This is a genomic window from Alistipes sp. UBA6068 (genome assembly GCF_949428155.1).
GTDB classification, from domain to species: Bacteria; Bacteroidota; Bacteroidia; order Bacteroidales; family Rikenellaceae; genus Alistipes; species Alistipes muris.
Window position 1 is genome coordinate 43553 of record NZ_CASQFS010000003.1, and the last position, 26770, is coordinate 70322.

Annotated in this window: 21 protein-coding genes and 1 other RNA gene; 6 read left to right on the forward strand and 16 right to left on the reverse strand. The window is 59.1% G+C overall.

All coding sequences use genetic code 11. From position 1 onward, the window contains the following. Positions 1 to 46: 46 nt before the first annotated feature. Genes QVG21_RS02660 through QVG21_RS02670 form a run of 3 tightly spaced genes read right to left on the reverse strand, consistent with a single transcriptional unit; the run spans position 47 to position 1813 of the window. Positions 47 to 583, reverse strand: a complete 537-nt coding sequence (locus tag QVG21_RS02660; protein ID WP_251213762.1) for an RsmD family RNA methyltransferase — start codon at positions 581 to 583, stop codon at positions 47 to 49. After that, on the reverse strand, positions 571 to 1200 hold the full coding sequence (locus QVG21_RS02665) for a hypothetical protein (protein ID WP_287921976.1): 630 nt from the start codon (positions 1198 to 1200) through the stop codon (positions 571 to 573). The genes QVG21_RS02660 and QVG21_RS02665 overlap by 13 nt, the downstream gene beginning before the upstream one ends. Continuing rightward, positions 1178 to 1813, reverse strand: coding sequence for a hypothetical protein (locus QVG21_RS02670; protein ID WP_251213760.1), 636 nt, complete (start codon positions 1811 to 1813; stop codon positions 1178 to 1180). The genes QVG21_RS02665 and QVG21_RS02670 overlap by 23 nt, the downstream gene beginning before the upstream one ends. A 51-nt stretch (positions 1814 to 1864) precedes the next feature. Between QVG21_RS02670 and QVG21_RS02675 the strand changes: the two genes are divergently transcribed. The 3 genes from QVG21_RS02675 to mutS all read left to right on the forward strand — a co-directional run bounded on the left by QVG21_RS02675 (position 1865) and on the right by mutS (position 6639). Continuing rightward, complete coding sequence (locus tag QVG21_RS02675) at positions 1865 to 3277, forward strand: ATP-dependent DNA helicase (protein ID WP_287921979.1); 1413 nt, start codon at positions 1865 to 1867, stop codon at positions 3275 to 3277. After that, positions 3270 to 3845, forward strand: coding sequence for a uracil-DNA glycosylase family protein (locus QVG21_RS02680; RefSeq protein ID WP_287921982.1), 576 nt, complete (start codon positions 3270 to 3272; stop codon positions 3843 to 3845). The genes QVG21_RS02675 and QVG21_RS02680 overlap by 8 nt, the downstream gene beginning before the upstream one ends. 160 nt (positions 3846 to 4005) lie before the next feature. Beyond that, positions 4006 to 6639 carry a DNA mismatch repair protein MutS gene (gene mutS / locus QVG21_RS02685; protein ID WP_251213802.1) on the forward strand — a complete coding sequence of 878 codons (2634 nt, stop codon included), beginning with the start codon at positions 4006 to 4008 and terminating at the stop codon, positions 6637 to 6639. A 187-nt stretch (positions 6640 to 6826) separates the two neighbouring features. Here mutS and QVG21_RS02690 read toward each other — a convergent pair whose 3' ends face one another. From QVG21_RS02690 to QVG21_RS02705, 4 genes are all read right to left on the reverse strand, one after another. Then, entirely contained in the window at positions 6827 to 7567 is a 741-nt protein-coding gene (locus tag QVG21_RS02690) for a glycosyltransferase family 25 protein (RefSeq protein WP_287921985.1), read from the reverse strand. Between the two features lies 1 nt (position 7568). Further along, on the reverse strand, positions 7569 to 8186 hold the full coding sequence (gene udk / locus QVG21_RS02695) for a uridine kinase (protein WP_251213752.1): 618 nt from the start codon (positions 8184 to 8186) through the stop codon (positions 7569 to 7571). A gap of 69 nt (positions 8187 to 8255) precedes the next feature. Then, the gene (gene gyrB, locus QVG21_RS02700; protein WP_287921988.1) at positions 8256 to 10211 is read right to left on the reverse strand and encodes a DNA topoisomerase (ATP-hydrolyzing) subunit B; all 1956 of its coding nucleotides are present in this window, start codon (positions 10209 to 10211) and stop codon (positions 8256 to 8258) included. Between the two features lie 101 nt (positions 10212 to 10312). Next, positions 10313 to 11047 (reverse strand): cell division ATP-binding protein FtsE, encoded by a 735-nt coding sequence (locus QVG21_RS02705; RefSeq protein WP_251213750.1) that lies wholly within the window; start codon positions 11045 to 11047, stop codon positions 10313 to 10315. A 162-nt stretch (positions 11048 to 11209) separates the two neighbouring features. Here QVG21_RS02705 and ssrA point away from each other — a divergent pair. The 3 genes from ssrA (at position 11210) to purT (ending at position 13722) form a co-directional block, all read left to right on the forward strand. Continuing rightward, positions 11210 to 11613: a transfer-messenger RNA gene (gene ssrA, locus QVG21_RS02710) on the forward strand. Positions 11614 to 12090: 477 nt separating this feature from the next. Next, a complete protein-coding gene (locus QVG21_RS02715) occupies positions 12091 to 12540 on the forward strand; it encodes a peptidylprolyl isomerase (protein ID WP_251213749.1) in 450 nt (149 codons plus the stop codon). 6 nt (positions 12541 to 12546) lie between these two features. Beyond that, a complete protein-coding gene (purT, locus tag QVG21_RS02720; RefSeq protein ID WP_287921994.1) occupies positions 12547 to 13722 on the forward strand; it encodes a formate-dependent phosphoribosylglycinamide formyltransferase in 1176 nt (391 codons plus the stop codon). A 75-nt stretch (positions 13723 to 13797) separates the two neighbouring features. On the opposite strand, the gene QVG21_RS02725 is transcribed toward purT, so the two are convergent. From QVG21_RS02725 to QVG21_RS02765, 9 genes are all read right to left on the reverse strand, one after another. Beyond that, the gene (locus QVG21_RS02725; protein WP_287921996.1) at positions 13798 to 14985 is read right to left on the reverse strand and encodes a pyridoxal phosphate-dependent aminotransferase; all 1188 of its coding nucleotides are present in this window, start codon (positions 14983 to 14985) and stop codon (positions 13798 to 13800) included. Positions 14986 to 15140: 155 nt separating this feature from the next. Continuing rightward, positions 15141 to 16805 carry a putative transporter gene (locus tag QVG21_RS02730; protein WP_287921999.1) on the reverse strand — a complete coding sequence of 555 codons (1665 nt, stop codon included), beginning with the start codon at positions 16803 to 16805 and terminating at the stop codon, positions 15141 to 15143. An 83-nt stretch (positions 16806 to 16888) separates the two neighbouring features. Further along, complete coding sequence (locus QVG21_RS02735) at positions 16889 to 17581, reverse strand: LrgB family protein (RefSeq protein ID WP_287922002.1); 693 nt, start codon at positions 17579 to 17581, stop codon at positions 16889 to 16891. Next, entirely contained in the window at positions 17574 to 17924 is a 351-nt protein-coding gene (locus QVG21_RS02740; protein ID WP_251213744.1) for a CidA/LrgA family protein, read from the reverse strand. Before QVG21_RS02740 ends, QVG21_RS02735 begins: the two co-directional genes overlap by 8 nt. A gap of 118 nt (positions 17925 to 18042) precedes the next feature. After that, positions 18043 to 20526: a glycoside hydrolase family 3 N-terminal domain-containing protein gene (locus QVG21_RS02745; RefSeq protein ID WP_287922005.1), complete on the reverse strand. Its 2484-nt coding sequence runs from the start codon at positions 20524 to 20526 to the stop codon at positions 18043 to 18045. 38 nt (positions 20527 to 20564) lie between these two features. Beyond that, the gene (locus tag QVG21_RS02750) at positions 20565 to 22907 is read right to left on the reverse strand and encodes a glycoside hydrolase family 3 C-terminal domain-containing protein (protein WP_287922008.1); all 2343 of its coding nucleotides are present in this window, start codon (positions 22905 to 22907) and stop codon (positions 20565 to 20567) included. 16 nt (positions 22908 to 22923) lie between these two features. Then, complete coding sequence (locus QVG21_RS02755; RefSeq protein ID WP_287922011.1) at positions 22924 to 24114, reverse strand: esterase; 1191 nt, start codon at positions 24112 to 24114, stop codon at positions 22924 to 22926. 92 nt (positions 24115 to 24206) lie between these two features. Next, positions 24207 to 25160: a hypothetical protein gene (locus tag QVG21_RS02760; RefSeq protein ID WP_287922014.1), complete on the reverse strand. Its 954-nt coding sequence runs from the start codon at positions 25158 to 25160 to the stop codon at positions 24207 to 24209. Positions 25161 to 25193: 33 nt separating this feature from the next. Continuing rightward, on the reverse strand, positions 25194 to 26759 hold the full coding sequence (locus tag QVG21_RS02765; RefSeq protein WP_353738563.1) for a RagB/SusD family nutrient uptake outer membrane protein: 1566 nt from the start codon (positions 26757 to 26759) through the stop codon (positions 25194 to 25196). Between the last annotated feature and the right edge of the window lie 11 nt (positions 26760 to 26770).

The window sequence follows — 26770 nt, forward strand, 5'->3', positions numbered from 1 at the left end:
ATTGCGAATGCAAAGGTAATACAAATTTCGGTAACTCCAAACAAATTCAGCCTTTTTTGAAGAAAGAAAATTGCACGCTTCCGTAACTCCTTAACTGCCAGAACTCCCCGTGCGAAGAAAAATCCATTTTCCGGGAGTGCTCGAAGATGAACAAACCGTTTTCGCGGAGCAATCCGCCCCCGAGGACCGAATCGACGATTCGCTCGCTGCCCTCCAAATCGTAGGGCGCATCCGAAAAAATCACGTCGAACTGCTTCCCGCAGCTTTTCACATAGAGAAAGGCGTTGGCCTTGACCGGGTAGAAATTTTCGATGCCCAGCCGGGCGGCCGTCTGCCGGATGAAATTCCAGTGCACCGGATTGATTTCCACCGCCGTGACGCTCCGGGCGCCGCGCGAGGCGAACTCGTAGCTGATAGACCCCGTGCCTGCGAACAGGTCGAGCACGTCGCACTGCTCGAAATCGACCAGATTGCCCAACACGTTGAACAGGTTTTCCTTGGCGAAATCCGTCGTGGGGCGCGCCCGCAGGTTGCGGGGCGGGTTGATGGCCCGGCCCTTGTATTTGCCGCTTACGATTCGCATACGACGTATCTGAAGCGTTTGCCTATCAACTTGCGCAGGGCCTTGGCGCCGGGTCCGGCTATCTGCAGCCGCATCTGCCCCAAAGGCAGCGCCCTGCCCAGCCGGTCGATGAAGTAGAGGATGTCGGCTTCGGCCGCAGCCGGGATGACTTCGGCGAGCCGCAGGGTCCGGCCGAATACCTTTATATATAGCACCCCTGGAGCACGGCGCAGCCAGACGGTCTGCGTTGCCGCCGTGGGACCCTCCAAAAGCGGGGTAGTGAAGTCGGCGCGGTAACCCAATCGCCCGCGGATTCGCTGGAGTATCTTTTCGTCCAACGCCATGACGGCGACCACCTCCTTGTCCCGGCCGAGCGAACGCGGCATACTGCGGACCGCCTGCTCGTCTTGCCGGCAGGCCATTCCGGCGGCGGCGAGCAGCTCGGCGGCCGTGGATGTCTGGAGCAGGTCGGCGGGCACGAGCAAAGTCTGCGGCGTGAGAATCTCCACCGTCACTATCGCCTCGCCCGTGAAGTCGCGGTCGAGCCCCGAGACCGAAAAAGAGTGTCCATCCAACGACCGCTGAATGGACACCTTGTTCGTGAGGCGCGGGGTCCTACTCCCAGTTGCCTGCTTCATTGTTGCCGGCTTCCATCGAACCGAACTTGACGCCCGGATAACGGTTGAAGTTGTGGACCTCGTCGTCGACCAGGTTGATGAACTCCTGGCGATAAGCGACCGTGTCGAGGAAAATCTTGTAAGGAGCACGGCACTCCACGACGGGAATGACGACCTTCGATTCGGTGGTGATGATGCCCGCCTCCATGATATATTGGGCCTGGTTGTCCGTGCCGGGAATGTAGCGCAACTGCTCGATGTCGGACTTGCTCAGCACCTTGGGGGCGAAAATCGTGTCGATGACGGCAATCTTGAACTTCTCGATGTTCTTCTTGCCGGCCTTTTTCAATGCGGCCATACCCACCGAGTCGTCCTCGTCGACGATCTTGCGCTCCAGCTCCAGCGTATCGTTGAGAATGAACGCCGTGAGCGTGTCGAAGTCGCCCGTGAAACGCTGGTACTTGGACTTGTAGGCCCGCTGTGCGGTGCGGATGTCCTTGATGCGCTCGATGACCTGCGCCTTGCGGGCGGCCAGCTCGTTGTCGAAACGGATGGGGGTCGAAATCTGGTCGTAGATGACATAGACCAGCGCCACGATCACCACTGCAAGAATGATTTGGATGATTCTTTTCATTTTTTTAATCGAGTATTTGTTATTAATTTTGTCCGAAATAAAACAAGGCGAATGCTCAGCACACGTATCGCGTCCCAAATTTACGCTAAAATTTGTTTCCAAGCAACTCCCGGGCAAAAAAAAATCGTAGAACGCATATCGGAATACCTTGCCGACGAAGATTTTTCGCGGATTTTCGTGCTGAACGGATATGCCGGAACGGGCAAAACCACGCTGATAGCCGCACTGGTCGCGGCGCTGAAGGAACTGGGCACGAAACCCGTGCTGCTGGCTCCTACGGGCCGGGCGGCCAAGGTGCTGGCGCGCTATTCCGGTGAGAAGGCCTTCACGATTCACAAACGCATTTACCGTCAGCAGACGGCGGCCGACTACGAATCGAAATATTCGCTCAATTTCAACCCCGAACGCGATGCGGTTTTCATTGTCGACGAGGCTTCGATGCTACCCGACCGCACACCCGACGGACCCCATTTCGGCAGCGGCTCGCTGCTGGAGGATTTGGTGCAGTACGTCCGCAGCGGCCGTGCCTGCCGGCTGATTCTGGTGGGCGACAACGCCCAGCTGCCGCCCGTGGGCAGTGACTTCAGCCCGGCGCTCGACCCGGTGTCGCTGGGAGCCTATGGCGATGTGGTCTACAATACGCTGGACGAAGTGGTCCGCCAGCAGGCCGAATCGGGCATTCTGTTCAATGCTACGCTGGTGCGCTGCATGCTCGAAAACAACATCCTCGACATACCGCGGTTCCGGATGGATTTTCCCGACATCGAAGCGGTCGAGGGCGGCGATTTCCTCGAAAAATTGCAGGACAGCTATGCGCAGTACGGCCGCGACGAAACCATTGTCATCACCCGCTCGAACAAGCGCGCCAACCGCTACAACGAGGGCATCCGGTGCAATGTGCTCTACGCCGAGGAGGAGGTGGAGAGCGGCGACATGCTGATGGTGGTAAAGAACAACTACTATTTTGCGCAGGGCGACGACTGCCCGATGAGCTTCATAGCCAACGGCGACGTGGCCCGGCTCAAGCGTATCCGACGCTTCGAGGAGTTCTACGGCTTCCGTTTCGCCGACGCCGTGCTGGAGTTCCCCGACTACGACGACACCGCCGTCGAGTGCAAGGTGCTGCTCGATACGCTCGCTTCCGAATCGCCGTCGCTCACGCGCGAAGAGTCGCAGCGGCTTTTCTACGAGGTCGAAAAGGACTACGAGGAGATAAAAAGCAAGCTCAAACGCTTCAAGGAAATACGTGACAATCCGCACTTTAATGCCGTTCAGGTGAAGTTTTCCTACGCCATTACCTGCCACAAGGCGCAGGGCGGCCAATGGAAAGCTGTCTTCATCGACCGCTGCCTCTTCGGCGACGAGCCCATGACGCGCGACATGCTCCGCTGGCTCTATACGGCCCTCACGCGCGCCACCGAAAAACTCTACCTCGTTAATTTCGACGAACAATTCTATGAATAGCGAACGCCATCCTCTCGAACCTTTCCTGCCCTCCGGCGCCCGGCTGCTGATGCTGGGCAGCTTTCCGCCCCAGCGCCACCGCTGGTCGATGGAATTCTTCTATCCCAATCTTCAGAACGACATGTGGCGCATTGTCGGCTACTTGGCCACGGGCGACAAGACCCATTTTCTGATGCCCGATGCGAAGCGTTTCGACAAGGAGCGAATCGAGGCTTTCTGCCGCGAGCGGGGGATTGCGCTCTACGACACCGCAGCCGAGGTCATCCGTCTGAAAGACAATGCATCGGACAATTTTCTTCAAGTAGTGCGTGAGGTCGATCTGGCGGCGCTGCTGGCCCGGATTCCGGCGTGCCGCACCATCGTCACTACGGGACAAAAGGCCACCGACACGCTGCGCTCCATCGTCGGGTGCGAAGAACCTCCGGTCGGGGGTTGCGTGGACGCTGATTTCGCCGGGTGTCGGCTGCGTCTGTGGCGGATGCCTTCTTCTTCGCGGGCCTATCCGCGCCCCGTCGAATGGAAAGCCGAATTCTATCGCAAGGTATTCACCGACTGCGGGATAATCTGACCTACCTAAAGCGGTGCGGACTGCAAAAGGCCGAAAAATATTTCACCCGGTTTTGCGGAGTTGCCAAATTCCGTTATCTTTGCTTGATTGAATTTATATACAATATCCTATTGTGGCTTCCGAAAAGAAAACAGACAAGAAGTACGTGGAAACCCCGCTCATGAAGCAATACTATGCAATCAAGGCGGTGCATCCCGATGCGGTGCTGCTGTTCCGGGTCGGCGACTTCTACGAGACTTTCGGCGAAGACGCCATCAAGGCCAGCGGCATTCTGGGCATCACGCTTACGCGGCGGGCCAACGGGTCGGCTTCGTTCGTCGAACTGGCCGGTTTTCCCTATCATGCCATCGACACCTACCTGCCCAAGCTGGTTCGCGCCGGAGAACGGGTAGCCATCTGCGAACAGCTGGAAGACCCCAAGACGGTCAAGGGGCTGGTCAAGCGCGGGGTCATCGAACTCGTCACGCCCGGTGTGGTCATGGGCGACAACATCCTCTCCAACAAGGAGAACACCTACCTTGCGTCGGTTTTCTTCGGGCCCAAGCTCACGGGCGTCGCCTTTCTCGATATTTCGACGGGCGAATTCTACGTCGCCGAGGGTTCGGACACCTATGTAGACAAGCTGATTTCCAATCTCGCGCCCAAGGAGGTCATCTTCCAGCGCGGTTACGAGGACCGGTTCGCCGGGGCTTTCGGCTCGCGGCTCTATACCTACAAGCTCGACGAATGGGTCTTTTCGGAGGAAGTGAACCGCGAAAAGCTCTGCAAGCAGTTCGGCACCAAGTCGCTCAAAGGCTTCGGCATCGACCAGTTCACCGGGGGCGTGTCGGCTGCCGGGGCCATTCTCCACTACCTCGAGTTCACCGAACACCGCGACATCGCACACATCAAGTCCATTGCGCGGCTCGACCAGGAAGATTTCGTGTGGATAGACAAGTTCACCATCCGCAATCTGGAACTTTTCGCTTCCAACGGCGCCCGCGAAAAGGGCAGTTTCGCCGAAGCCATCGACCGGACCCTCACGCCGATGGGCGGGCGGATGCTGAAGCGGTGGATTGCCATGCCCATCAAGAATCCCATGGCCATCAACGAGCGGCTCGACATCGTGGAATACTTCACGCAGCAGGCCGATTTCAGCGAGACGGTGCGGGCGCAGGTGACCCTTATCGGGGACCTGGAGCGTATCGCGTCGCGCATAGCCGCCGCCAAGGTGACGCCCCGCGAACTGGTGCAGCTCAAAAATTCGCTGACGGCCATCGAGGAACTGAAACGCCTGCTGGAGCAGGCCGACCAGCCCCGGATGCGGGGATTGTCCCGGCAGCTCGACACCCTGGCCGAGGTGCGCGACCGCATCGCCCGCGAAATCTACCCCGATCCGCAGAACAATCAGATTCAGAAAGGCGGCGTCATTGCCGACGGGGTCGACCCCGAACTCGACGACCTGCGCCGCATAGCGCTTCACGGCAAGGACTACTTGGCCAAAATCCAGCAGCGCGAGAGCGAGGCGACCGGAATCCCGTCGCTCCGGCTGAGCTACAACAACGTTTTCGGCTATTATATCGAGGTGCGCAACACCCACAAGGACAAGGTGCCCGACACGTGGATACGCAAGCAGACCCTTGCCAACGCCGAACGCTACATCACCGAAGAACTCAAGGAATACGAGGAGAAGATTCTTGGCGCCGAGGAGAAGATGCTCGTGCTCGAACAGCGCATCTACAACGAGCTTATCGGCTATATCCGCACGACGCTCAAGACGTTGCAGACCAGCGCCATGACCGTTGCCCGCATCGACTGCCTGCAATCGTTCGCGCGGATTGCTTGCGAGCGCCGCTATGTGCGGCCCGTGCTCGACGAGGGCAAGCGCATCGAAATCAAGCAGGGGCGCCATCCGGTCATCGAAACCACCATGCCCGTGGGCGAGGAGTATATTCCCAACGACATCATGCTCGACGACAAGCAGCAGCAGATCGTCATGATTACGGGTCCCAACATGTCGGGTAAATCGGCCTTGCTGCGGCAGACGGCCCTTATCATTCTGATGGCGCAAATCGGCTCGTTCGTCCCGGCCAAGTCGGCCCATATCGGTGTGGTCGACAAGATTTTCACCCGTGTGGGCGCTTCGGACAACATTTCGCAGGGCGAATCGACCTTCATGGTCGAAATGCTCGAATCGGCCAGCATTCTCAACAACATTTCCGACCGCAGTATCGTGCTGCTGGACGAAATCGGCCGGGGTACAAGCACCTACGACGGCATCTCCATTGCCTGGGCGATGGTCGAATACCTCCACAATCATCCCACGGCCCACGCCAAAACGCTTTTCGCCACGCACTACCACGAGCTCAACGAAATGGAACAGATGTGCCCGCGCGTGAAGAACTACCACGTGGCGGTCAAGGAGATGGGCAATCAGATTGTTTTCCTGCGCAAGCTCGAACGGGGCGGGACCGAGCATTCGTTCGGTATCCATGTGGCCCGGATGGCGGGCATGCCGACCTCGGTCGTGTCGCGGGCCGACGAGATACTGCGCAACCTCGAACTGGTCTACGGCAACAACCAGATTGTGCCGAACCGCAGTCTCAAGGAGCGCGGCAGCCGCAAGCCCTCGGCCCAGTCGGTGCGCGAAGCGGCCGAAAACAGCCCGCAGAACATGCAGCTGTCGATGTTCCAGCTCGACGACCCGGTGCTGGTGCAGATACGCGACCAGATCAAGGGGCTCGACCTCGACGCCCTCACTCCCATCGAGGCGCTCAACAAGCTGAACGAAATCAAGAAGATAGCAGGAATCTGAACGTTTCCTGCTGGCTATGCCAAGGCGAGAAAACCTGCATGAAAAATGGAAAGAAGCCGGTATCGCCGAAGTGAACGGCATGGAGAGGTCGTTCAATATTTTCAGAAACAGCAAAAAGTAGTCTCCCGACATCGATAATAAAAAGTCCGGATGCGATGGCGTCCGGACTTTTTTTGGCAGAATAGAATTACCTGAAGAAGTACAGGATTTTCTTATAGAAGAAAGTCAGTGAACGCCGCAGATTCTTGAGCGGGAACCTTACCGGATTGCCGATTGAAGAGGTGAACTTACCCATGTGCGACCCTTGGACAGCCACTACCGGATGAGACCAGTAGAGATGGAAAAGTCCTTTTCCGCTGTCATCCGTCTTGTGCCGGAATTCATTGATCCACAGGTCTACCGGACGCGTACATTTTTCTGTTTCCGCCGCGGTAAGAATCGCCTGCGCAAACGCCTTGTTGACCAGATAGCAACCCAGACATTGCAGAAACCGACCGGGGTAGGCGACTTGCCCTTTCACCCGTTGGCTGCGCGGCACGAAACCCATGCAGGTGGCCTCGAATCCGACAAGGAACGGCTCGGACTCCCCGTGCCGCTGCATCATTTCCCGCAGGGCCGAATCGAAAGTCCGGTCGAACTGCTTGGTTATGAACATGTCGTCCTCGAATATCAGGGCATAGGGAATATTCTCCCGTACGATTTTTTCGTAAGTAAGCAGATGTTTGGCGGCACAGCTTTTATGGGGCGTCGGAGTTCCGGCCGAGCCGAAGAATCGTTGCTGCAATTCCGGCGTCAGCTCCGTCATATCACCGTCCAACATATACTCGAAAACTATTCCGTGTGCGGCAAGCGTCCGCTCCATGTGCCGTGCACGATCTTCATAGCCTTGCTTGACATGCAGAACGAAAACGGGAATCGTGCTTTCCATATTATTTGTTGATGAGCGAACTGATGTTCTGAATCAGCATGGCCACGGCGACCGAATTGAACCCACCTTCGGGGATGATGACGTCGGCGTACTTCTTCGACGGCTCGACGAACTCTTCGTGCATGGGCTTGACCGTGTTGGTATACTGCGAAATGACCGACTGCATCGTGCGGCCGCGGTCGCAGACGTCGCGCAGAATGCGGCGCGCCAGGCGGATGTCGGCGTCGGTATCGACGAACACCTTGATGTCCATCAGGTCGCGCAGCTCCTTGTTCTCGAAGATAAGAATACCGTCGACGATGATGACCTTGGAGGGCTTCACGCTTACGGTTTCGGGCAGACGGTCGTGGTCGACGAACGAATAGAGCGGGTGCTGGATGGGCACGTTCTCTTTCAGCGCCTTGATGTGCTCCACGAGCATCTGCGTGTCGAACGCCTGCGGATGGTCGTAGTTGAGCTTCGTCCGCTCCTCGTAGGTGAGTTCGGGGTGGGCCTTGTAATAGTAGTCGTGGCACAGGGTCACCACGTCGTCGCCCTGGAAAGCCTCTTGCAGACGCTTGACCAGTGTCGACTTGCCCGAACCGGTTCCTCCGGCCACTCCGATTACCGTAACTTGCATAGACAGAGATATTAGGGTGTAGTTATACAAAAACGAAGGACCACCTTGCAAAGGCGATCCTTTCGTTCTCTAAGCGTCGATATTGGCGTAGTGGGCGTTCTTCTCGATGAATTCGCGGCGGGGCGGAACGTCGTCGCCCATGAGCATCGAGAAGATGCGGTCGGCTTCGGCCGCGTTTTCGATGTTGACCTGCCGCAGAATACGCGTATCGGGGTTCATCGTCGTCTCCCACAGCTGGTGCGCGTTCATCTCGCCGAGACCTTTGTAGCGCTGTACGTGGGTACCCTTGCCGAATTCTTCGGTAATCGCATCGCGCTCCTTCTCGGTCCAGCAGTAGCGTTCCTGCTTGCCTTTCTTGACCAGATAGAGGGGCGGGGTAGCGATGTAGACATGGCCGTTCTCGATGAGCTCCTTCATCTTGCGGAAGAAGAACGTCAGCATCAGCGTCGCGATATGGGAACCGTCGACGTCGGCATCGGTCATGATGATGATTTTGTCGTAGCGCAGCTTTTCGAGGTTCAGCGCCTTGCTGTCGTCCTCGGTGCCGATGGTCACGCCCAGCGCGGTGAACATGTTCTTGATTTCCTCGTTCTCCCACATGCGGTGCTCCTGCGCTTTCTCGATGTTCAGAATCTTACCGCGCAGCGGCATGATAGCCTGGAAGTTGCGGTCGCGACCCGATTTGGCCGTACCGCCTGCCGAGTCGCCCTCGACGAAGAAGATTTCGGCAATCGAACGGTCGCGGCTCGAACAGTCGGCCAGCTTGCCCGGCAAACCTGCGCCCGACAAGACGGTTTTACGCTGCACCAGCTCGCGGGCATGGCGCGCAGCGTGGCGGGCCGTCGCGGCCAGAATCACTTTCTGCACAATGGCCTTGGCGTCCTTGGGGTTCTCCTCCAGGTAATGGCCCAGCGCCGACGTCATGGCCTGGTCGACAGCCGCCGAAACCTCGTCGTTGCCCAACTTGGTCTTGGTCTGTCCCTCGAACTGCGGCTCGGCGACCTTGACCGACACCACGGCCGTCAGACCCTCGCGGAAGTCGTCGCCGTTGATGTCGAACTTCAGCTTGGCGAGCATTCCCGAATCCTCGGCGTATTTCTTGAGCGTGCGGGTCAGCGCACGGCGGAATCCTGTCAGATGCGTACCTCCCTCGATGGTATTGATGTTGTTCACATAGGAGTGTACGTTCTCCGAATAGGAATCGTTGTACTGCATGGCCACCTCGACCGGAACCCCGTTCTTCTCGGTGTCGAGATAAATGATCGAATCAATGATAGGTTCGCCGCGCGTGGCGTCGAGATACTTCACGAATTCTTTGAGACCCTCCTCCGAATAGAAGTGGTCCTCGCGGGTCTTGCCCTCCTCGTCCTTGCGCAGGTCGCGGAGGTTGAGCCTGATGCCCTTATTGAGGAATGCCAGCTCGCGCAGACGGTTGGCCAGAATGTCGTACTTGTATTCGGTCGTGTGGGTGAAGATTTCGCCGTCGGGCTTGAACGTGACGGTCGTACCGCGGTCGGAGCAGGTGCCCACGACCTCGACCTGCGAAGTCGGCACGCCCTTGCTGTAGGACTGGCGGTAAATCTTGCCCTCGCGGTGGATTTCAGCGATAAGCAACGTCGAAAGCGCGTTGACGCACGAAACGCCCACGCCGTGCAGACCGCCCGACACCTTGTAACTGCCCTTGTCGAACTTACCGCCCGCGTGCAGCACCGTGAGCACCACTTCGAGAGCCGATTTGCCCTCCTTTTCGTGGAAGTCGGTCGGGATACCGCGGCCGTTGTCCCTGACCGTGATGGAATTATCTTCGTTGATGGTAACGTCGATGTCGGTACAATAGCCGGCCAGCGCCTCGTCGATGGAGTTGTCCACCACCTCGTAGACCAAGTGGTGGAGACCCTTTTCGCCGATGTCGCCGATATACATGGCAGGGCGCTTGCGGACCGCCTCCAGTCCTTCGAGGACCTGGATGTTCGACGCGGAATAGGCTTCTTCCTGTTTCTTTGCGTTTTGTTGTTCCGTACTCATTTTTCGCCTTTGAAATATCGTACAAATATACTGCTAATTTTCGGAATAAACAAGCGCCCGGACCTGATTCAGGATGCGCTTTTTTGTTGCGGTGCCCACGGTCAGCCGAGTTCGGCTTCGAGGTCGATTTCGTGGATTTGTCCCGACGCAAAGAGGATGGCGCGGGCAGGGTAGTTCTCGATAAGCGACGTGTTGTGCGTCGACATGACCACGGCGCAGCCGCTCTTGGCGATTTCGCGGAACAGCTGCATGATGCCGTCGGCCGTCACCGGGTCGAGGTTGCCCGTCGGTTCGTCGGCCAGCAGCACCTTGGGCCGGTTCAGCAGCGCCCGGGCTATGACAAGCCGCTGCTGCTCGCCGCCCGAAAGCTCGTAGGGCATCTTGTAGCTCTTGTTCTCCAGCTCGACCAGCCGCAGGACCTGCTCGATGCGTTCGGCGATTTCCGCCTTCCGCTTCCAGCCTGTCGCCTTCATTACATAATAAAGGTTCATGAACACGTTGCGGTCGGTCAGCAGCTGGTAGTCCTGGAATACGATGCCGATGCGGCGGCGCAGGTAGGGGATGTCGCGCCGCCGGAGCCTGCGCAGATTGAATCCGGCGATATGCCCCTCGCCCGTCAGCAGCGGCACTTCGGCGTAGAGGGTCTTCAGCAGGGTGCTTTTGCCGCTTCCGACCCGGCCGATGAGGTAGACGAATTCGCCTGCGGCGACCTCCAGATCGACCCCCGAGAGCACCATTTCGCTTTCGCGCAGCAAGCGTCCGGCGGACTTGTATCCGCGGGCGTCGGCGTGGCAGATGGCTGCGTTGCGAAATTTTACGACCGGTTTCTGATTCATTCTGGATGCTCCGGATTTGGACGGGTAAAGGTAATAAAAAAATCGGATTCGCCGCCTGCGCTTGAGGAAAAACGCCTTTCGGAGGGTAAAAAAGTCGGAAAATCCGAAATAATGTATTATTTTTGCCCTGTTTTCAGTTGCAGCTTTGCAGTTGCCCGATTCGGGGGTGCCCGGTTTTGACAGCAGGCAGAGTTTGATTGTAAGCACGCCGAGCGCTGTGCGGCGGCTCGTAAATACCGACGCTCGAACTACAAATGGCAATAACAGCTATGCACTCGCTGCCTAATTTTCAAGGAAAATCGGCTTAATCGCCGTGGCCAAGGCGCCGCAGCGACGAGTATCCCGGAGGAGGGTTCCGCTCCCTAATCCTCTTCCATACGGGGTATCATCAATTCGGAGATAGTGCGCCGGAGCGTTCCGGCCGGCGTGCGAAACTCAAGGAACTGGGACCCGGGTTAGGCCGTCGCCTGCCAGACCCGGGTAGAAGGACGAAACGGCGACTAAGCGTGTAGAAAGCTTTCGGGTTCCCTGTTTGGACGCGGGTTCGACTCCCGCCACCTCCACGACTGCGAGGAACGCTCCGGTTTTCCGGAATGTTTCTCGGACGCGGGTTACCTCGGTCGCGAAACCCCGCACCGTCCGTTTCGGACGACTGCGGCGCTTCCTCGGTGAGGATGGCTTCGCCACGTTCGACTCCCGCCACCTCCACATGACCGCTGTAAAAGCGCCGGACAAATATTCGGAATTTCAAGGTCCGAGCGCTTCCGACGGTTGTTGCTCGCGGCGATGCGCCGCGTTTACAAGTCTGACCCACCCCTAAATCCCCTCCTCGGAGGGGACTTGAGTGCCGCAAGCGGCAAAGTGGAGCGAGCACCGGAGGAGGTTTTCAAGGGTTGCGGTCCGGAGTATTCAAACTTAACTGAAGATTCCTTACATAGATTATGAACCGTCTCCTGCTGCTTTTCTTGCTTCCGTTGCTGTGTGCCGCCTGCATTTCGGGCTCCGGCAGGAAACACCCCGCCCATTCAAATCAACTACCCGATATGTCCGACAAAAAGCAGTATGCCGTCATCGCCACCGAGAAAGGGACGATGAAAGCCGAATTGTACACCCATGAAACGCCCGGCACCGTGGCCAACTTCGTCGAGCTGGCCTCGCACGATTTCTACGACGGGCTCACGTTCCACCGCGTTATTCCCGATTTCGTCATCCAGGGCGGCTGCCCGCGCGGCGACGGTACGGGCGGTCCCGGCTATACCATCAAGTGCGAGACTTCGGCCCCGCGTCAGTACCACGATCGCGGAGTGCTGTCGATGGCCCATGCAGGCAAGGACACGGGCGGTTCGCAGTTCTTCATCTGCCACAACCGCGAGAATACGCAGCACCTCGACGGCCGCCACACCTGCTTCGGCAAGGTCGTAGAGGGGCTCGACGTCATCGACGACATCCGCCCGGGCGACAAGATTCTTTCCATCCGCATCGTAGAAGAGTAGGAGGCCATGACCCGGAAAATCATGTTGCTCGGTTCGGGAGAATTGGGCAAAGAGTTCGTCATTGCCGCCCAGCGGCTCGGTCGGACCGTCGTTGCGTGCGATAAGTATCCCGGCGCTCCGGCCATGCAGGTGGCCGACGCCTGCGAGGTGTTCGACATGCTCGACGGCGATGCGCTCGAAGCAGCCGTCGCCAAACACCGGCCCGACATCATCGTGCCCGAAATCGAGGCCATCCGCACCGAACGTCTCTACGACATCGAGCGGCAGGGCGTGCAGGTGGTGCCCAGCGCCCGGGCCGTCAATTTCACCATGAACCGCAAGGCCATCCGCGACCTTGCGGCCAAAGAGCTGGGGCTCAAGACCGCCCGCTATTTCTACGCCAAGTCCTACGATGAGCTGTGCAGCGCCGCGGCCCGAATCGGATTCCCGTGCGTGGTCAAGCCGCTTATGTCCTCGTCGGGCAAAGGGCAGTCGGTGGTCAAGGGGCCCGAGGAACTGGAGCACGCGTGGAACTACGGGTGCGAGGGTTCGCGCGGCGACATCCGCGAACTGATCGTCGAGGAATTCATCGCGTTCGACAGCGAAATCACGCTGCTGACCGTCACGCAGAAGAACGGCCCTACGCTTTTCTGCCCGCCTATCGGCCACGTGCAGAAAGGCGGCGACTATCGCGAGAGTTTCCAGTCGCCGCAGATTGCTCCCGAGCATCTCGCCGAGGCGCAGCGCATGGCTGCCGCCGTCACCGAAGCGCTGACGGGCGCCGGCATCTGGGGTGTGGAATTCTTCCTCAGCCACGAAAACGGCGTCTATTTCTCCGAGCTGTCGCCCCGGCCGCACGATACGGGCATGGTGACGCTGGCCGGAACGCAGAATCTCAACGAATTCGAGCTGCACCTGCGCGCAGTGCTCGGTCTTCCGATTCCTGCGATTACGTTCGAGCGCATGGGTGCCAGCGCCGTCATTCTTTCGGAAAAGGCCATCGCCGGAACGCCCCGTTACGAGGGTGTCGGCGACGCGCTGGCTGCCGGCCCGCAGACCGACATCCGTATTTTCGGCAAGCCCTCGGCCCGCGTCGGTCGCCGAATGGGCGTGGTCGTGAGCTACGCGCCGCTGGGCAGCGACCTCGACGCCTTGCGCGAACGGACCAAAGCGGCCGCCGCCAAGGTCAAAGTGCTGGAGTAACCCATATCTCTGCATAAGCAAGGCGCCGAACCCACGAGTTCGGCGCCTTTTGCTTGTTCCGGTCGGAATCCGGATTTATTTGTGCAGTTTCGCTACCACGTTGTCCGTAGCCTTTTTCAGCAGCTCCTCCGGACAGCAGAGCGTGATGCGGATATAGCGCCTGCCCTCCGAGCCGAAGATTCCGCCCGGAGTGAGGAACACATCGCACTTTTCCATCACTTCGTCGGAGAACGAGAAGCTGTCGCCCTCGTAGTCCTCCGGCAGTTCGGCCCAGACGAACAGACCCGCCTGATGCTCGCGGTAGCGGCACCCCAGCGCATCGAGCAGGGCATACGCCTGCTTCTCGCGGCCGTAATAGATGGCGTTCAGCTCCTTGAACCATTCGTCGCCCAGCGCCAGCGCCGTGTCGGCCGCCGCCTGAATCGGGTAGAACATGCCCGAATCCATGTTCGACTTGAACGTGAGAATCGAATCTATCCACTCCTTTTTGCCCACCACGACGCCCACGCGCCAGCCAGCCATCGAATGGCCTTTCGAGAGCGAGTTCATCTCCAGCGCCACGTCGCGCGCGCCCTCGGCCTCCATGATGGAAATCGGAGCCTCGGCGTTGCGGATGAAGCTGTAGGGGTTGTCGTGGACAATCAGAATGTTGTGACGGGCACCGAAATCCACGATTTTCTGCATCAGCTCCATCGAGGGCGTCTGTCCCGTCGGCATGTTGGGGTAGTTGACCAGCATCATCTTCACACCCTCCAGCCCGGCGCGTTCGATGGCGTCGAAATCGGGGTAGAAGTTCGTCGCCTTGTTGAGCGAGTAGGTCACCATCTCGCCGCCCGACAGCCGCACGGCCGACGAATAGGTGGGGTAACCCGGATTCGGCACCAGCACCTTGTCGCCCTTGTTCAGAAAGGTCATGCAGATGTGCATGATGCCCTCTTTCGAGCCGATGAGCGGCAGCACCTCCGAATTGTAGTCCAGTTCGGTGCGGTACCATCTTTTGTACCAGTCGGCGAAAGCCTTGCGCAGAATCGGCTCGCCCTTGTAGGACATGTACTTGTGGACGTCGGGGCGCTGCGCCTCTTTCGACAGCCGTTCGATGACCGAGGGGTGGGGCGGCAGGTCGGGGCTGCCCATCGCGAGCTTGATGATCTGACGGCCCGTGGCCGCTTCGATATCGGCGATTTCGCGCAGACGGCGCGAGAAATAGTACTCTCCGGTGCCGTCCAGCCGGTGCGAACGGGCGATGTTGACTGCTTTGGCCATAATCAAATTGGTTTGTCTTTTACAAAGATAGCGCAAGCCGAACGCAATATCAAGTTTTCTTGAATATTGCTGAGGCGTAGTTTATCTTCTACAAAGGTAGCACACCGGGTGCGCAAAAGCAAATTAATTCCGTACTTTCCTGCCGCGGCGCCGGGTCAGAGCGCAAAAAGAATGAATATCTGCGCCGTGAGCACCCGCAGGAACATGACCACCGGATAGACCGTGGAATAGCCTACCGCGGGCATGTCGTTGCCTGCCGTGGCATTGGCATAGGCCAGCGCAGGCGGGTCGGTCGTCGCTCCGGCAATCAGTCCCATGAGCGTGTAGTAGTTCATCTTGAGCCACAGACGCGCCACGAGCCCCACGATCAGCAGGGGCACCACGGTGATGATGACACCGTAACCTATCCAGCGGTAGCCGCCGCCGACAACCGCGTCGACGAATCCGTCGCCCGCACCGATTCCGACCGCCGCAAGAAACAGCGCAATGCCGATTTCGCGCAGCATCAGATTGGCGCTCATGGTGGTGTAGGTCACCAGATGGAAGTGGGTGCCGAACCGGCCTATCAGAATCGCCACGATAAGCGGTCCGCCCGCCAGGCCCAGCTTCACGGGCTGCGGCACGTTCATCAGCGGAATCGAACCCAGCAAAACACCTAAAGCGATACCTACGAAGATCGTCACTAAGTTCGGGTGGTCCAGCTTCTTAAGCGAGTTGCCCAGCACGTCGGCCACCTGCGCCACCGCCTTGGCCGTGCCGACCACCATCACCCGGTCGCCGATTTGGAGTTCGAGCCCCTGGTAGGGTATCAGGTCGACGCCCGCACGGTTCACGCGCGTAAGCGTAATGCCGTATTTGGTCCGGAGCCGCAGGTCGGAAAACTTCTTGCCGTTGACCGAGGGCTTGGTTATCAGAATGCGGCGCGAAATGAGTTCGGCGTCGGGCGTGTTGCCGCCCCACTCCTCGTCGGTCATCTCCACCCGGTGGCCGAAGAACGCCACGATGGCTTCGGTATCTTCGGCCTGGCAGATGACACACAGGCGGTCGCCCGTGTGGATGACCGTGTCGGTGTCGGCCATCGCTATTTCGCCCGCCGAAGACATCACGCGCGAGATGACGAACTGGCGGTTGATCAGGTCGCGCAGATATTCCACCGTGCGGCCGTCGAGTATCTTGTTGGTGAACTCCACCGACACCTTGTCGGCGAATTTGTGTTCCTGCGAAAGCGCCGCGAGCCCTTCGTTTTCCTTCTCGAATTTCACGCGCAGGGCGTAGCGGATGAAAATCATCGTGAAGATGATGCCGACCACGCCGAGCGGATAGGCTACCGCATAGCCCAGCGCGATGGTCGGGTCGTTCAGCCCCGTTGCGTCGGCATAGGCCTGCTGGGCCGCACCCAGTCCGGGCGTGTTGGTCACGGCGCCCGAAAGAATGCCCACCATCGTGGGAATCGGGGTTCCGGTGACTATATGCAGGATATAGGCGGTCGCTACGCCCAGCAGCACGATGGCCGCGGCGCAGCAAACCAGCGTCAGCCCGCCGTGCTTGAACGAAGCGAAGAAGCCCGGCCCGACTTGCAGGCCTATCGAAAAGACAAAGAGAATCAGCCCGAATTCCTTGACGAAATGGAGCACGTCGCCGCTGACGGTCATGCCGATGCTGCTCAGCGCGATGCCGACGAACAGAATCCACGTGATGCCCAGCGAGACCCCGCCTATCTTGATTTTGCCCAGCAGAATTCCCAGTGTAATGGCCAGCGAGAAAATCAATACCGCGTGGGCGATGCCGCCGCCGAAAAAGAGGGATTGGAGCCACTCCATTTATCTGTCTGTTTTTGTGCTGTTTGACCTGCGTTACCTAACCAAGCGCAAAAATAGTCGATTTTCCGGGAAATTTCCAGCGTTCAATACAGAAATTTTTCCATCCAGGGGGTCAGCAGGGCCGTCGCAAGCCCCATCAGCGCCATGGCCAGTCCGCTCAGCGCTCCTTCGACCGCGCCTATTTCGATGGCCCGGGCCGTGCCGATGCCGTGTGCCGCCGCTCCGAGGGCGAATCCCCGGGCTTCGGGGTCGCACACGCCGCAGCGGCGCAGAATCCATTCGCCGAAAATACTGCCGAAGATTCCCACGCAGAAGACCACCACCGAGGTCACCGAGACGTTGCCGCCCAGCGGTCCCGACACCGACACGGCTATGGGCACCGTGACGGATTTGGGGGCTATCGAGTTGAGAATCATCCGCTCGGCGCCGAATGCCTTGGCCGTATAAACGACGCTCAGCACCCCTGTGACGCATCCGACGAGCGTAGCCACAGCTACGGGAACCAGGCTGCCGCGCAGCCGTTCGACCTGTTCGTAGAGCAGGTAGCCGAGCGCCACGACCGACATCCCCAGCGCGAAGTCGAGAATCCGGGTCGCTTCCTGATAGCGGGAGTAGGGGATGCCCGTTGTTTGCAAAAAGACAATCATGGCAACGAACGTGAGCAGTACGGGGTGCAGCAGAGCCAGCCGGGTCCGGCGGTAGATGATGCCGCCCAGGCAGAAAAGCCCCGTCGTCAGCGTGAGCAGAAAGAGGTCCGAGGAGATGAAGCTATTCATTCTTTCCGGGATTTTTGCGGTTGAGAATCTGATAGGTGCGGCCGGTTATGTAAAGTACCGCCACCGTCGAGACGATTCCCGCCACGACAATCGCCCACAGGTTGTCCAGAATGACATGGTACGATTCGATCAGCCCTACGCCGTAAGGAACGAAAAAGAGGGCCATGCTCCCCAGCAGGAACTTGGCGGCCGGGCGTACCTGTTCGGCATCGACCCACCGCAGGCACAGCGCCGCAAAGAGCAGGACCATGCCGATGATGTTTCCCGAGATGTGGTTCCCGGTCGCAAGGCTCAGCGCATTTCCCGCCAGCCAGCACAACAAGATGTAAAACACTCCGCGCATAACGGCCGCAAAGGTACGCAAACAATCGGCGGAATGAAACATTCCGTCCGAAAAAAAGCGGAGGCCCGACGGGAAAAACCGCCGGACCTCCGCCGCATTCAAACGTCTGATGCAAAACCTATCGGTTGGGCGTCGCCCATTTTCTGCCCTCCGAGCAGACGAGCTGCAGGGTCTGGTCGCCCGCCTGCATCCGGAAGCCGCCTTTTTCGAGCACCCATTTGCCGTCGTAGCCCACGAACGCAAGGTCGGAGCCCTTGAGCTTCAGCACGACGGTCTTCGTCTCGCCCGGCTGCAATTCGATTTTCTCGAAAGCACGCAGACGGCGGTTGTCGGGCGAGAGCGAGGCCACCAGGTCGCTGCTGAACAGCAGCACGCTCTCTTTGCCTGCGCGTTTGCCCGTGTTGGTCACGTCGACCGAGAACGTCAGCGTGTCATCGGCCGTGAAGTCCGTTTTGTCGACCCGGAAATTGCTGTACGCGAAGTCGGTGTAGCTCAGACCATAGCCGAAAGCCCATTGCACGGCGACTTGTGCGTCGTAGTTGTAGGCTCCCTCCATCTGCTTGCCGATGTGCTCGCAGGGCTTGTAGTCGTAGGTAATCAGCGAGTTGATTTCGCGCGGATAGGTGAACGGCAGTTTGCCGCTGAAGTTGGCGTCGCCCGCCAGCAGGTTGGCCAGCGCATCGCCGCCGTAGTTGCCCGGCAGCATGACGTCGACCACGGCCTTGGCCAGGGGCTCGATTTGGGCTACCAAGCGCGGACGGCCTTCGTTCAGAATCAGAATGATAGGCTTGCCGGTGCGGGCCAGCGCCTTCACCAATTCGGTCTGATTCTCCGAGAGGGTCAGGTTCGTCAGGTTGCCCGGCGTCTCGCAGTAGGAGTTCTCGCCGACGCACGCCACGATGCAGTCCGCACCTTCGGCCGTAGCCACCGCCTTTTCGATTTCGGGAGCGTTCTCCTCCCACCAGCTGCCGCCTTGCTTGTAGGTGACACCTGCTTCGTAAGTCACGTTTTCGGCGCCGAATTTTGCGGTCAGCGCTTCAAGAATCGTGTTATAGTCGGCCGCGCATGCGTCGGCCTTGTCGCCCTGCCAGGAGTAGGACCAGCCGCCGTTGAGCGTGCGCATCGAGTTGGCGTTGGGGCCCGTCACCAGCAGTTTCGTGCCCTTGGCCAGCGGCAGCAGACCGTCGGCGTTCTTCAGCAGGACGAGCGATTCCTCGGCTGCCTGCAACGCTACGGCCGCATGTTCAGCGCTGCCGAAAAGCGGGAAATCCTTGACGTCGTAGTAGGGTTTCTCGAAAAGGTTCAGGCGATATTTCATGCGCAGAATACGGCGCACGGCGTCGTCGATGCGGCTCATCGGAACCTCGCCCTCCTCGACCAGCTCTTTCAGCAGGGTGCAGAATTTCCAGTCGTAGGGGTCCATCGACATGTCGATGCCGGCGTTGATGGCGAGCTTGATAGCCTCCTTCTTGTCCTTGGCGATGCGGTCGCGCGTATAGAGGTTGTTGATGTCGGCCCAGTCGGTCACGATCATGCCGTCCCAGTTCAGGTCTTCCTTGAGCCACTGGGTCAGCAGTTCGTAGTTGGCGTGCATGGGCAGGCCGTTGTTCATCGACGAGTTGACCATCAGCGAGAGCGCCCCGGCCTTGACCATCTCAAGGTAAGGTGCGAAATGCTTTTCGCGCAGGTCCTGTACCGTAATCGACGACGGCGTGCGGTCCTTGCCGCTGACCGGAACACCGTAGCCCATATAGTGTTTCATGCAGGCGGCCACGTGCTGGTCGTCCACATGATTGGGGTCTTCGCCCTGGAATCCGACAACCGCTTCGCGGCCCATTTCGGCGTTCAGATAGCAGTCTTCGCCGTAGTTCTCCCACATGCGCGGCCAGCGCGGGTCGCGGCCGAGGTCGACTACCGGGGCATAGGTCCACGGAATGCTGCCGGCCTTGGTTTCGTAGGCCGAAATGCGGGCTCCTTCGCGCGTCAGCCCGCGGTTGAAGGTGGCGCCCATGTTGACACCCTGGGGGAAGAACGTACCGCCCTGCGTGTAGGTCGTGCCGTGAATCTGGTCGACGCCGTAGATGCAGGGGATGCCCATCGTCTCCATCGACTTCTCCTGAATACGGCGGATGATTTCCTGCCACTTTTCAGGGGTCTGCGCCACGCTGGCAGGCACGTTGAGAATCGAACCGACCTTGTAGGTGCCGATTACGGTGTCGAGCATCGCCTCGTCCAGCTGGAAGCCGTCGGCATTTTCGATGGCCATGATGCGCATGTAGATGCCCATCATCGTCTCCTGCGAAAGACCGTCCGAGAGGTCGAATTCCTTTTCGATGCCGTACTTCTTCAGCAGCTGTTCGATGTCGGCTTTCGTGGCGGTGTGCGGGTTCATCCCGGCAAAGGGGTTGACGCGTTTCTGGAGCAGGTCGATGGAAAGCTCGCACATCTGGCCCACCTTTTCGTCGAGCGTCATGCGGCGGAGCTGCTTTTCGACCTGCCGCTCGATCTTTTCGTTGCGCGGAATCGCAGGTCCGGCAGCCGGAAGAGCCGTCGTCGTCAGCAGCGAACCGACGGCGCAGAATAACATTAAGGTTTTTTTCATGATCTGATTATTCGGATTGTTAAGGATAGCCGTTGCTGCTATCGGCCGGAACGTTCGAGCAGCCTGAGCTTGCCCTGCGGCTTGAGCAGGTCTCCCACCGGAACGCTCGACGCCGCTGCATCGACAGCCGCTTTCGCACGAATGTCGCGCGACGAAGCGCCCAGCAGCAGGTCATAGCTGCCCGGAGTCACGACCCAAGCCGAAGAAGCCGTGTCGAACGACGCCAGGTTGGCTTTCGGCAGTTTCAGCACGAGGGTTTCGGTTTCGCCGGGCTGGAGTTCGCGGGTTTTGGCGAAAGCCTTGAGTTCCTTTTCGGGCTTGTTTGCCGTCGCCCGGTCGGGCGCCGCAACATAGAGCTGCACAGCTTCCTTGCCTGCCCGTTTGCCCGTGTTGGTAATCTGTACGCTCACGAGGTAGGCATCCTCCGTCGTTTCCACGCGCGGAGCGGCATACTCGAACGTCGTGTAGGACAGACCGTAGCCGAAGGGGTAGGAGACTTCCTTGCCGAACGTGTCGAAATAGCGATAACCCACGTAGATATCCTCCTCGTAGTCGGTATAGTCCACGTTCTTCAGGCTGTTCTTCTTTTCGCCGCTGTTGGAGATGTCCATGTTGGCCGCCATGTCGATGGGGAAGTTGGCCGAAGAAGCCGCATCCGCAAAGTGCACGGGGAAAGTCATCGTCAGCTTGCCGCTGGGCGAAGCCTTGCCGCTCAGCACGTCGGCCACGCTGTTGCCGCCCTCCTGGCCTGCCTGCCATGCGCACAGAATCGCATCCGGGCGGTTTTTCCACGAAGCGGTCTCGATGACGCCGCCGATGTTCAGCACCACTACCACCTTTTTCCCGGCGGCGTGGAACGCACGGCATACGTCGTTGAGCAGGGCCTTTTCTTCGCGCGTGAGCTCGAAATCGGCTTTCTTGCGGTCGAGGAATTCGCCCGAGGTGCGGCCCAGCGTAATGAGCGCTACGTCGTTCGCCTTGGCCAGCGCTTGCAGACGGGCCGCGGGAATCATCATTTCGGTCGGCCGGGGACGCGGCAGGAACATGGCGAAACGGTTGGTCGTGTCGGGACGGTTGCGCTCGTTTTCAGCGGCGATATGCTGCTCGTAGGCGGTTTTCAGTTCGCCGTCGAGTTCATAGCCCGCCTGCTTCAGTCCGTCGAGCAGCGAAACCGTATAGGCGCGGTTCACGTTGCCCGAGCCCGTACCTCCGGCGATGAAGTCGTAGGAGGTGCAGCCCAGCAGCGCGATGCGCTTGGTCCCGGCGGACAGCGGAAGCGCTTCGTTCTCGTTCTTCAGCAGGACCATACCCTCCGTAGCGCTCTGACGCGTCACGGCGGCGTGGGCCTCCAGGTCGGGTTTGTTCGAGAAGCGATACCCCTGGAAACGGGGCGTGCGCAGAATCATTTCCAGAATGCGTTTCACGTTGCGGTCGAGCACGGCTTCGTCCAGACGGCCCTCTTTCACGCCGCTGACGATCATTTCGTACTGCTTGTCCGTGCCGGGCTGGAGCATGTCGTTGCCGGCCACCATTTGCGCCACAGCGTCCTTGCCGCCGAACCAGTCGGTCATGACCATGCCGCGGAAACCCCATTCGTCGCGCAGCATGGCTGTCTGCAGCTCGGGATTCTCCGACGTATAGATGCCGTTGAGATAGTTGTAGGACGACATCACCGTCCACGGGTCGGATTCGCGGACCACAATCTCGAATCCTTTCAGATAGATTTCGCGCAGGGCCCGCTGCGATACGTGGGCATCGTTGGCCATGCGGTTGGTCTCCTGGTTGTTGAGCGCGAAGTGCTTCACCGAAGTACCTACGCCGTTGTTCTGCACGCCCCGTACATAGGCCGCAGCAATCTTGCCCGATACGACCGGGTCTTCGGAGTAGTACTCGAAATTGCGGCCGCAGAGCGGATTGCGGTGGATGTTGAGCGCCGGAGCCAGCAGCACGTCGGTGCCGTATTCCAGCACTTCGTTGCCGATGGCTTCGCCCACCTTTTCGACCAGCTGCTGGTCCCACGTCGAAGCCAGCAGCGTGCCGATGGGGAAGTGGGTGCAGTAGTAGGTCTGCGAATCGCCCTCACGCGTGGGGTTGATGCGCAGTCCGGCAGGACCGTCGGCCAGCACGACCGACGGAATGCCGAGCCGCTCGATGGGGTGGGTCGTTCCGGCGGCGCCCGGCACCAGCTTGCGGGTTTCGCCGACTACGGCGTTCTCGCCCGAGAAGCCGGCCATGCCGGTTCCTACGACCAGATGGGCCTTTTCTTCGAGCGTCATGGCTTCCACCACCTCGTCGATCGAGGCCCGGCCCAGTTGCGGCACCTGCGGGCCGCAGGCGGTCATGGCCGCGGCAAGCAGGGCGAATACGATTGGTTTGTTCATTTCGGTAGCGGTTGGATTATTTGAACAGCATGGGTACGAACTCGGTCAGATAGATGCGCCAGTTCTTCCAGATGTGGCCCTCGCCCGTTTCATAATAGGTGTAGGGATAGCCTTTCTTGTCGAGCATCTCGCGATATTCGCAGTTGGCCTTGTAGAGGAAGTCCTTGTCGCCGATGGCAATCCAGTAGAGAGCCGGTTTCTTGGCGAACTGCACGGCCAGCTTCTCTTCCAAGTTGTCGTAGACGGGCGATTTGGCGTTCTTGTCGGGCATGATGGCGGCCGAGAAGAGACCTACGTAGTCGAACATGTCGGGGTACTGCTTGGAGATGTGCATCGAGTGGTAGCCGCCCATCGACAGACCGCCGATGGCGCGCGCATGCTTGTTGCGCTGCGTGCGGTAGGTCGCATCCACGAAGTTCACCACGTCGGGGAACGCCGTCTCGAACGAGCCTTCCATCGTCTTGGGCAGCTGCAGCGAGGGTGCGGCATAGCCCAGCGGCGATTCGCCCGGAGCTGCCTGCAAGGCGGCGTTGCCGTTGGTCATCACCACGATCATCGGCTCGGCCTTGCCCTGTGCAATCAGGTTGTCGAGAATCTGTGCCGCGCGGCCCAGCTCGCTCCAGGCGTTTTCGTCGCCGCCCATGCCGTGCAGCAGATAGAATACGGGGTAGCGCTTGCTGCCCTGTTCATATCCGGCAGGCGTGTAGACCGTCAGACGGCGGTCGATGCCCAGCGTTGGACTGTTGTACCACACTTTCGACACCGTACCGTGGGGCACGTCGCAGACCTTGTAGAGGTCGGCACGGCCGCCGCCGATGAGGAACACATTGGTCACGCTCACCACGTCGCGGATGGTGTAGACGTTGCTCGGGTCGTTGATTTTCAGCCCGTCGACCACGAACGTGTAGCTGTAGAGTTCGGGGGCCAGTGGTTCGGGCGTGGTGAACTCCCAGACACCGTCGGTCTGCACCAGGTCGGCATAGCCCGGACCGTCGAATTCGCCGAACGGGGTCTTGATTTTCTGGGTGGGCAGGAAGTCGCCCGTCACCTGTACTTTCGCGGCGTTCGGAGCCTTGAGACGGAACGTCACGGTGTTGTCGCTGTGCACTTCGGGCGATACGACCGGTGCCATGCCCCACAGCGCCTGCTGTGCGCAGGCCAGGGAGCCGATCAGCAGCATGGCTGCCGACAGAACAATTTTCTTCATGTCAATACTGAGGTTTATGGTTGTCTTTTATCCGAACAAGGTTCCGTGCAATGTGCCATCGCACGGAACCTTGTTTCTTGGTTGTCGGACGGTTAGTTGCTTCCGGCGAGCTGGAGAGTGGCAAACTTGATGTTCACCTCCGTGAGCGTTCCGGAGGTGACGGAGCCGTCGGCATTCATCGTGAGCATGGTCTTCAGACCGCTGCCCGAGAAAGAGTAGAGATGGCCGCCTCCGGTAGCTTTGGCAAGTATGATGGATATTTTGCTGCCGGCCTTAAGGAATTCTTTCGTGCCTTTCGGATTGACAAGGTAGCTGCCCCAGCTCCCGCCGCCCCATTCGGCAGGCATCTGCATGCCGGAAGCCATCGACAGAGCATCCTGTGCGTTGTCCTTGACCGTGTATTCGCCGGCCAGTGCCGGAGCTTCGAGATTCTCGGCATTGATCATCTCGAACATCGCGACATTATTCCCGTCGGGATCGGAGATGGTGAACGCATACTTCGAGACTCCCGGCACCGTGCCCGTCACTTGTCCGCTCTGGTCTGTAATCAATACGGGCGAAATGGCCAGCATGGCCGTATAGCCGCTCGGATCGTCTTCACCGATTTCGAACGTAAGAGCACCTCTGTAGTTGCACTGCACTTCCGTACCGTCTTCAGCGGTGAGAAGCCCGGAGAAGATGTACATGTCGTTCACGAGATTGACGTTCAGGTTGCCCGAAACAACTTTCCGGGATTCGCCGAGCACGGCCGAAAACGTCTTGTCCGCAGCCACGGTCTCGGCGGCCGCATAGGTTCCGGCTTTCAGCACCCATTCGGCGCTGCCGATACGCATCTGCATCGAATGGCCTGCGGCGTCCTTGAGGTCGATAACCAGGGCCTTGATGCCTTTGCCCAGTTTTTCGGTGGGCTGCTGCTTGACCTCGGTGAAGTTGTAGCGCTCGATGTTGTCGTAGGTGCCGCTCAGGCCGTCGATCGGCTTCTCCTCGCAGGCTACGGCAAAGAGACCCGCCAGCAGCGCCGTCAAAATGAATCGTATGTTTTTCATGGTCATTTCTGTTTTTGTTGTCGGACCGGAGGTTTACTGCCAGCCTTCGTTTTGCTTCATGTTGGGATTGAGCTCCATCTCCTTGCGCGGAATCGGCAGCAGCTTGTGCTTGGCCTTGAAACCGTAGGTCGGGTTGCTCCACATGTACTTCGTCTCGGCGCCCGTGAATGCGGGAATCTGCTTGCCTTGTTCGGCCAGGAAGCTCTCGGCATCGCCCCAGCGGACGAGGTCTTGGAAACGAACGCTTTCCAAGCAGAGTTCCAGACGCTTCTCTTTCTTGACGTCGTCGAGCGTCACTGCGCTCAGCGGCGCAAGGCGCGCGCGGTCACGAATCTGGTTGATGTAGTTCAGCGCCTTGGTCGCGTCGCCGCCCTGCACGTGGGCTTCGGCAGCGAGCAGCAGCACTTCGGCGTAGCGCATGACGCGGTAGTTGGTCCATACGAACCACGGCTGCGTACCGGGCGACACGTTGTCTTCCTGCAGCAGACGGGTTTTCCAGATGAAATAGCCTTCATGACCGGAAAGATACTGTCCGGGCTGAACCTTGACACCGAGCGCTTCCATCTGATCGGCCGTGCGTATGGTGCTGCTCAGACGATAACCGTTCGCACCTTCCATCGCTACGAAAGCATCGTAGAGCGACTTGCGCGGGTTGAAGAATCCCCACGTACCGTTTTCGATGACCTTTGCAATGTTGCCCGTCATTTCCAGACGGTCCGAGCGCCAGCCGTACATCAGGTAGAACATCGTGTTGTTCTCATAGTGCGCCCAGCTCATCTGCTCGGGGTCCTTGCGCTTCTGGATTTCGAGCATGGCCTCGCAGCTGTTGTTGTTGGCCGAGTGGAGCAGCATGTCGTAATCGCCTTTGAAAAGTTCGTACTTCTTCGAGTCGATTACCTGGTCCAGGATGGCGGCAGCTTCGGCATACTTCTTTTGGAAAACATAGGCCTTGCCCAGCATGGCTTGTGCCACTTCCTTGGTTACGCGCATGCCGGTTTCGGCATCGTTCGCGCTGCTCTTCGACGGCAGCGCGTCGGAGTCGATGGCTTCGTTGAGGTCCTGCTCGATGAACTCCCACAGCTGTTCCACCGTGCTGTTGCCCATGCGGTATTCGCCGGGAGCAAGCAGATGGTCGACCTTGGGCACGGGGCCATAGAGCGTAACCAGGTCGAAATTGGCCCATGCACGGAAGAACTTGGCTTCGGCGACCGTACGCGCCTTGCCCGGCGTGTCGGGCTCGACCTTCTCGATGATAAGGTTGGCCTTGTAGATAAGGGCGTACATGCCCGCATAGAGGTCCTTTACCACGGTGTTGTCGGTGCCGAACGTATATTCGTTCAGCTGCTCCATGGAGGTGTTGTCACCTCGGTTGCCACCGCCGGCAAATACGTCGTCGGAAAGCAGGTTCTTGGCATAGAACCAGTTGGAGTAGATGCCGTCCCACGTACCGTAGAGCGATGCGAGGGCCTGCAGGGCCTCCTCGTCGGTTTTGTAGAAGTCGTCCTGACCTCCCATGTTGCCGTGTTTCGGGATGTCGAGATAGTTTTCGCAGCCGACCGCGAAAATCAACATCAAAGCCGATAACAGAATATGTTTCATTTTCATTGTTT